The 7,153-nt window shown below is 65.2% G+C and carries 7 protein-coding genes; 1 reads left to right on the top strand and 6 read right to left on the bottom strand.

Translation table 11 applies throughout. The features are described 5' to 3' along the window. The 6 genes from DID99_RS18315 to DID99_RS18285 all read right to left on the bottom strand — a co-directional run. On the bottom strand, positions 1-233 hold a 233-nt coding region (locus tag DID99_RS18315), incomplete at its 3' end, for an ATP-binding cassette domain-containing protein (RefSeq protein WP_148094678.1). Next, the gene (gene gltK, locus DID99_RS18310) at positions 230-907 is read right to left on the bottom strand and encodes a glutamate/aspartate ABC transporter permease GltK (RefSeq protein ID WP_014898078.1); all 678 of its coding nucleotides are present in this window, start codon (positions 905-907) and stop codon (positions 230-232) included. The genes gltK and DID99_RS18315, both read right to left, overlap by 4 nt. Continuing rightward, a complete protein-coding gene (locus DID99_RS18305) occupies positions 907-1,647 on the bottom strand; it encodes an amino acid ABC transporter permease (protein ID WP_044848294.1) in 741 nt (246 codons plus the stop codon). Before DID99_RS18305 ends, gltK begins: the two co-directional genes overlap by 1 nt. Before the next feature lie 84 nt (positions 1,648-1,731). After that, positions 1,732-2,625: a glutamate/aspartate ABC transporter substrate-binding protein gene (locus DID99_RS18300; RefSeq protein ID WP_185500314.1), complete on the bottom strand. Its 894-nt coding sequence runs from the start codon at positions 2,623-2,625 to the stop codon at positions 1,732-1,734. A gap of 252 nt (positions 2,626-2,877) precedes the next feature. Continuing rightward, complete coding sequence (locus tag DID99_RS18295; RefSeq protein ID WP_044848295.1) at positions 2,878-4,164, bottom strand: Glu/Leu/Phe/Val dehydrogenase; 1,287 nt, start codon at positions 4,162-4,164, stop codon at positions 2,878-2,880. A gap of 276 nt (positions 4,165-4,440) precedes the next feature. After that, positions 4,441-5,394 carry a LysR substrate-binding domain-containing protein gene (locus DID99_RS18285; protein ID WP_044848296.1) on the bottom strand — a complete coding sequence of 318 codons (954 nt, stop codon included), beginning with the start codon at positions 5,392-5,394 and terminating at the stop codon, positions 4,441-4,443. 263 nt (positions 5,395-5,657) lie between these two features. On the opposite strand from DID99_RS18285, the gene purB reads away from it, so the two are divergent. Next, positions 5,658-7,046 carry an adenylosuccinate lyase gene (gene purB / locus DID99_RS18280; RefSeq protein WP_044844148.1) on the top strand — a complete coding sequence of 463 codons (1,389 nt, stop codon included), beginning with the start codon at positions 5,658-5,660 and terminating at the stop codon, positions 7,044-7,046. Positions 7,047-7,153 lie beyond the last annotated feature (107 nt).

Below are 7,153 nucleotides of genomic sequence, written 5' to 3'. Positions count from 1 at the left end.
TTCGAGCGCAGCTTCGACAGGTTCGTCTTCTTGTCGCCGACCGACTGGCCGTTCACGAGGATCTCGCCCTGCTGGAACGGCTCGAGGCCGTTCACGGTCTTGATCAGCGTCGACTTGCCCGAGCCGGACGGACCGCACACGACCACCACCTCGCCTTTCTTGACCTCGGTCGTGCAATCGGTGAGGACCTGAAACTGGCCGTACCACTTGGAAACGTTCTTGATGGAAATCATCTTGTGACCTTTTTCTGGAGACCTTTGACGAGGGCAGACGCCACCGAGCAAATCACGAAATAGCATGCACCCGCGAACAGGACCATCTCGACGGTCGTGCCGTCGCGATCGCCGACGTTGGCGGCCGTGCGGAAGAAGTCCGCGAGACTGATCACGTACACGAGCGACGTATCCTGGAACAGGACGATCGCCTGCGTGAGCAGCAGCGGCACCATCGCGCGGAACGCCTGCGGCAGGATCACGAGGCGCATCGCCTGCGCGTAGTTCATGCCGAGCGCGAACGCGGCGTTGACCTGCCCGCGCGGCACCGCCTGGATGCCGGCGCGGATGATCTCGGAATAATACGCGGCTTCGAACAGCGAGAACGCGACCATCGCCGACGCGAGGCGAATGTCGATCGTCGGCGACAGCCCGAGCACGCCCTGCAGCACCTGCGGCACGATCAGGAAGAACCACAGCAGCACCATCACGAGCGGGATCGAGCGGAACACCGTCACGTACGCCTTCGCGAACCACGCGAGCGGCTTCACGCCCGACAGCCGCAGCAGCGCGAGCAACGTGCCCCAGACGATGCCGACGACGATCGCGATCAGCGTGATCTTGAACGTGACGATCGCCCCCGTCCACAGCGTCGGTATCGCGCCGGGAATACTACTCCAGTCGAACTGATGCATCACTTGCCTCCGATGTAGCCGGGCAGCCGCGTGCGGCCTTCGATCCAGCGCATGAACGCCATCACGACGAGGTTGATGATCACGTACGCGAGCGTGACCGCGATGAACGACTCGTAGGTCTGCGCGGTGTAGTCGACGAGCTGGCGCGCCTGCGCGGACAGGTCGAGCAGGCCGATCGTCGACGCGACCGCCGAGTTCTTGAAGATGTTCAGGAACTCGGACGTGAGCGGCGGCACGATGATCCGGTACGCAACCGGCAGCAGCACGTAGCGGTACGTCTGCCATTGCGTGAAGCCCATCGCGAGGCCGGCCGCGCGCTGGCCCTTCGGCAGCGCGTTGATCCCCGAGCGCACCTGTTCGCACACGCGCGCGCCCGTAAACAGGCCGAGACAGATGATCGACGAGGTGAAGAACTGCGTGGTCGGCGGCAACTGCTTGATCCAGGTGCCGATCGATGCGGGCAGCAACTCGGGCACGACGAGGTACCAGATGAAGAACTGCACGATCAGCGGAATGTTCCGGAAGATCGACACGTACACGGTGCCGATCGCGGACAGCCATTTGTTCGGCACCGTGCGCAGCACGCCGAACAGCGAGCCGACGATCAGCGCGATGACCCAGGCGACGAGCGACACCTCGATCGTCACCCAGAAGCCGGACATCAGCCATCCGAAATAAGTCGTCGGCTCGCCGGTCGAGACGGGGCTCAGGAAGACGCCCCAGTTCCAGTGGTAAGACATGGGCAAGACTCCAGCAAAAAGAAACGGAAGAAGCGTGGCCTCTTCCGTTTCAGTAGCGTCATTTCTGCGTCAACGGCCGCGTGGTCAGTCGAGCGCCTTGTCGTTCGGGTTCGCGTACAGCTTCTTCATCGAATCGGACAGCGGGAAGTTCAGGTTCAGCCCCTTCGGCGGGATCGGGTTCTCGAACCACTTCGCGTAGATCTTCGCGGCTTCGCCCGATTTCTCGACTTGCGAGATCGCGTCGTCGACGACCTTCTTGAAGTCCGCATCGCCCTTGCGCATCATGCAGCCGTACGCCTCTTCCGACTGCGGCGTGCCGACGATCACCCATTCGCCCGGCTGCTTCGCCTTCGCGCGCTCGCCCGCGAGCAGCGCGTCGTCCATCATGAACGCGACCGCGCGGCCCGACTCGAGCGTGTTGAACGAGTCGCCGTGATCCTTCGCGCTGATGATGTTCATGCCCAGCTGCTTGTCGTTGTTCATCTTGCGCAGCAGGCGCTCGGACGTCGTGCCGGCGGTGGTCACGACCGTCTTGCCCTTCAGGTCGGCGAAGTCCTTCACGCCCGAATCCTTCTTCGTCATCAGGCGCGTACCGATCACGAAGATCGTGTCGGAGAATGCGGCCTGCTGCTGACGCTCCAGGTTGTTGGTCGTCGAGCCGCACTCGATGTCGACCGTGCCGTTCTGCACGAGCGGGATGCGGTTCTGCGACGTGACCGGGATGTTCTTGACCTGCAGGTTCGGCAGGTTCAGCTTCTTCTTCACCGCGTCCACGACCTTCAACTGGAATTCGCGCGAATAGCCGACGACCTGCTGGTTCTGGTCATAGTAGGAGAACGGAATCGACGATTCGCGGTGGCCCAGCGCGATCACGCCCGTGTCCTTGATCTTCTTCAGCGTGCCGGTCTCCTGTGCGTGCGCGCCGCTCGCGAACGCGCACAGCGCCGCGACCATCAGGACTGCCTTCTGGTATTTCATTTTGGTCATCTCCTTGGCTAAAACCCGCGCCAGTGTATCAAAGTAATATTTTTGAAAGTACTGGTTGTTAACCGCACTACGAATCGCGCTGTGCGAAGCCGTCCTCCCGGCTCCGGGCGCCCGTTTCGGCACCTGAATGCGCGCGCGGGCGATGCCGAATTCGGCATCGCCCGCGAAGGTTCATGCGCGCAATCGGGTGGATTGCGTCATGCTTTGATCGTAGTCAACCGATCGGCGATCGGCAACGACCGATCAGGGGTACAGGCCGCGCATTTCGCGCGCCATCAGGATGCGCTTGCACGCGACGATGAACGCCGCCGTACGCACCGTCACCTTGTGCTCTTCCGCGACCGCCCACACGCCGGCGAACGCTTCGCGCATCACGCGCTCGAGACGGTGGTTGATCTCGTCTTCCGTCCAGAAGAAGCTCGAGAAGTCCTGCACCCACTCGAAGTACGACACGGTCACGCCGCCCGCGTTCGCGATCACGTCGGGGATCACGAGCACGCCGTTCGCGCTCAGGATGTCGTCCGCCGCCGTCGTCGTCGGGCCGTTCGCGCCTTCGACGATGATCTTCGTGCGGATCTTCGCCGCGTTCTTTTCGGTGATCTGGTTTTCCAGTGCCGCCGGGATCAGGATGTCGGTCTCGACCGTCCAGAACTCGTCGTTCGGCATCGGCTCGGCGCCTTCGAAGCCCGCGACGCCGCCCGTGCGTGCGACGTGGTCGAGCAGCTTGTTCGAATCGAGGCCGGCCGGCTGGTAGATCGTGCCCGTGTGATCCTGCACCGCGATCACCTTCGAGCCCGCTTCCTGGAACAGCTTCGCCGCGATGCCGCCGACGTTGCCGAAGCCCTGCACCGCGATGCGCGCGCCTTCGATTTCCAGGCCCTTCTTCTTCGCCGCTTCGGAGCCGACGACGAACACGCCGCGGCCCGTTGCTTCCTTGCGGCCGAGCGAACCGCCGAGCGCGATCGGCTTGCCGGTCACGACGCCGGTCGACGTCTGGCCCTGGTTCATCGAGTACGTGTCCATCATCCACGCCATCACCTGTTCGTTGGTGTTGACGTCCGGTGCCGGAATGTCGGTGTTCGGCCCGATGATGATGCCGATTTCGCTGGTGTAGCGGCGCGTCACGCGCTCGAGCTCACCACGCGACAGCTTGCGCGGGTCGACGCGGATGCCGCCCTTCGCACCGCCGTACGGCACGTTCACTGCGGCGTTCTTCACCGACATCCATGCCGACAGCGCCATCACTTCCGACAGCGTCACGTCCTGGTGGTAGCGCACGCCGCCCTTGCCCGGGCCGCGCGACACGTTGTGCTGCACGCGATAGCCTTCGAAGTGCGCGACGGTGCCGTTGTCGAGCTCGATGGGGCAGTCGACGATCAGGATGCGCTTCGGACGCTTCAGCGTCTCGAGCCAGCGCGACAGCGAGCCGAGGTACGGCGCGACGCGATCGACCTGCTGAAGGTAGTTGCCCCACGGGCCGAGATCGTCGGCGTGAAGGTAGGACGGGATGGACTGCAGTTGCGAAGACATGGACACTCCAACGTTCAACGGATTGCGCACATTGTCGAAAAACCCGTTTTTTTTATCCAATGCCGTTTGCTTATTCGATTATGCGTTTCTTGCATGATCGTGATTTTTCGCAAATCCGCGGTCGATTTGCGCAAGAACGCCCGCGATCGGCCGTGCATCGCGGGCGTGAAAAATCGTCGTGAAAGTCGCGGGACGCCCGCCGGCCGGGCGTCCGACAGGCGCCGAAAGCGGCTCGTCAGTCGCTCGCGCCCGACCGGCCCGGTTAACCGCCCACGGTTAACCGGTGGTTTCGCGCAGTTCGTCGCGCACGACGTCCCACAGCGCGCGCACGAGTTTCTGGTGCGGATCGTCGCCCTGCAGCGCGAGCTTGTCGCAGTACAGGCGGATCTCCATCGTCAGCGTGAACGGATGGGTGCCGCCGCGCGCGGAACGGTCGAGCCGGATCAGGCGGCCGCTCGCCACCGCATCCTCGACCGCGCTGTGCGGCAGGAACGCGACGCCGTGGCCCGCGAGCGCCATCGCCTTCAGCCCTTCCGCCATGTCGGTTTCGTAAACACGATCGAGGAACAGCGACGTCGGTGCATTCGCCACGATGACTTCGGTCATCCGGCCGAGATACGCGTTCGGCGTATACGACAGGTACGGCACGCGCGCCTCGGCCGTGCCCGGCAGCGTGTAGCGCGGCCGGCCCGCGCGGCCCGGCGCCGAAAACGCGCTGATCGGCTCGCTGCCGAGCACCAGCATGTCGTAGCGGGCCGGGTCGAGCGCGACCGGGTGGCTCGGGTGGTGGTAGCCCATCACGAGATCGCAGCCGCCCTCGACGAGCGACAGCACGGCATCGTGCACGTTCAGCGCGCGCAGCCGCGTGTGGACCTGCCCCATCTTCGCCTCGATCCGCTGCAGCCAGCGCGGAAAATACGTGAGCGACAGCGTGTGCGGCACCGCGAACTCGATCGTCGGCACCGGCGCGCCGACGTGGCCGCGCAGCAGCGTGCGCGCCTCGTGCGCCTGCGACAGCATCGTCAGCGCCTGCTCGTAGAAGATCTGGCCGGCCTGCGTGAGCCGCGTCGGATAGACCGAACGATCGATCAGTTCGGTCGCGAGCCACGCCTCGAGCGCCTGGATACGCCGCGAGAACGCGGGCTGCGACACGTGCCGCAGTTCGGCGGAGCGGCTAAAGCTGCGCGTTTCCGCGAGCGAGACGAAGTCTTCGAGCCATTTCAGTTCCATGCAGGCGGGCGCGGCGGGCGGCGGTCGGGAAGAAGCCTGCATTCTACCGGCGGGCGGGCCGGCCCGGCGGCGTGGCGGGCGCCCCGGCGAGCCGGCGCGGGCGCCTGCCGGCAGGCCGGTCGCGCGCCGCCCGGGCGCCGGGCGCGTGCCGATCGCCCGCGGCGGCGGCGGCCGGACCGGTTCGGCCGGGATCGCCCCGCGGCGATGGTAAAATGCCGGATTCTTCCCCCCTCGCTCGACCCGGCCCCAAGGCCCGCCCGATCATGTCCGACACTCGTCCCGATACGCTTTTCGCCCTCACCGCGCTCTCGCCCATCGATGGCCGCTACGCCAGCAAGACCGAAGCGCTGCGCGACTGGCTCTCCGAAGCCGCCTTCATGCGCCACCGCGTCACCGTCGAGGTGCACTGGCTGATCGCGCTGTCGCGCGCCGGCTTCGCGGAAGTCCCGCGCTTCTCCGACGCGTCCGAACAATTCCTGCTGCAGCTCGCGGAGCGCTTCACCGCGCACGACGCCGCGCGCATCAAGGAAATCGAGCGCGTGACGAACCACGACGTGAAGGCCGTCGAATACTGGCTGAAGGAATCGGTCAAGGGCCAGGCCGAACTCGAGAAGGCCAGCGAATTCATCCACTTCGCGTGCACGTCCGAAGACATCAACAACACGTCGCACGGGATGATGCTCGCCGGCGCGCGCGAGCACGTGATCGTGCCGGCGCTGCGCACGGTCCACCAGCGCCTCGTCGCGCTGTCGCACGCGCTCGCCGAGCAGCCGATGCTGTCGCGCACGCACGGCCAGCCGGCCAGCCCGACGACGCTCGGCAAGGAGCTCGCGAACGTCGCCGCGCGCCTCGCACGCGCGATCACGCGCATCGAGAAGGTCGAGATCCTCGGCAAGATGAACGGCGCGGTCGGCAACTTCAACGCGCACCTGTCCGCGTATCCGGAATTCGACTGGGAAGCGTTCTCGCGCGACGTGATCGAGAACCGCCTGAAGCTCACGTTCAACCCGTACACGATCCAGATCGAACCGCACGACTACATGGCCGAGCTGTTCGACGCGGTTGCGCGCGCGAACACGATCCTGCTCGACCTCGATCGCGACGTGTGGGGCTACATCTCGGTCGGCTACTTCAAGCAGAAGACGAAGGCCGGCGAAATCGGCTCGTCGACGATGCCGCACAAGGTCAACCCGATCGACTTCGAGAACTCGGAAGGCAACCTCGGCCTCGCGAACGCGACGCTGCGCCACCTCGCCGACAAGCTGCCGGTGTCGCGCTGGCAGCGTGACCTGACCGACTCGACGGTGCTGCGCAACATGGGCGTCGCGCTCGGCTATTCGCTGCTCGCGTACGACTCGCTGATCCGCGGCCTCGACAAGCTCGAAGTCAACCCGCAGCGCCTGAACGAAGATCTCGACAACTGCTGGGAAGTGCTCGCGGAGCCGGTGCAGACGGTGATGCGCCGCTACGGCATCGAGAACCCGTACGAACAGCTGAAGGAACTGACGCGCGGCAAGGGCATCACGCGCGAAGCGCTGCAGGAATTCGTCGCCACGCTCGCGATCCCGCAGGATGCGAAGGACCGCCTGCTCGCGATGACGCCGGCGTCGTACATCGGCAAGGCCGTCGAACTCGCGAAGCGGATCGCGTAAGCGCCGCCGTCGCCGGACGGAAAAAAAGCCCGATGCGAAATTGCTCGCATCGGGCTTTTTCTTTGGCGGCTCGCGCGCGCTCGACGAAAAAAGGCGCCCCGAGGGGC

This window comes from Burkholderia sp. Bp8986 (assembly GCF_003854225.1).
Lineage (GTDB): Bacteria > Pseudomonadota > Gammaproteobacteria > Burkholderiales > Burkholderiaceae > Burkholderia.
This window is presented reverse-complemented; position numbering and strand designations above follow the sequence as displayed.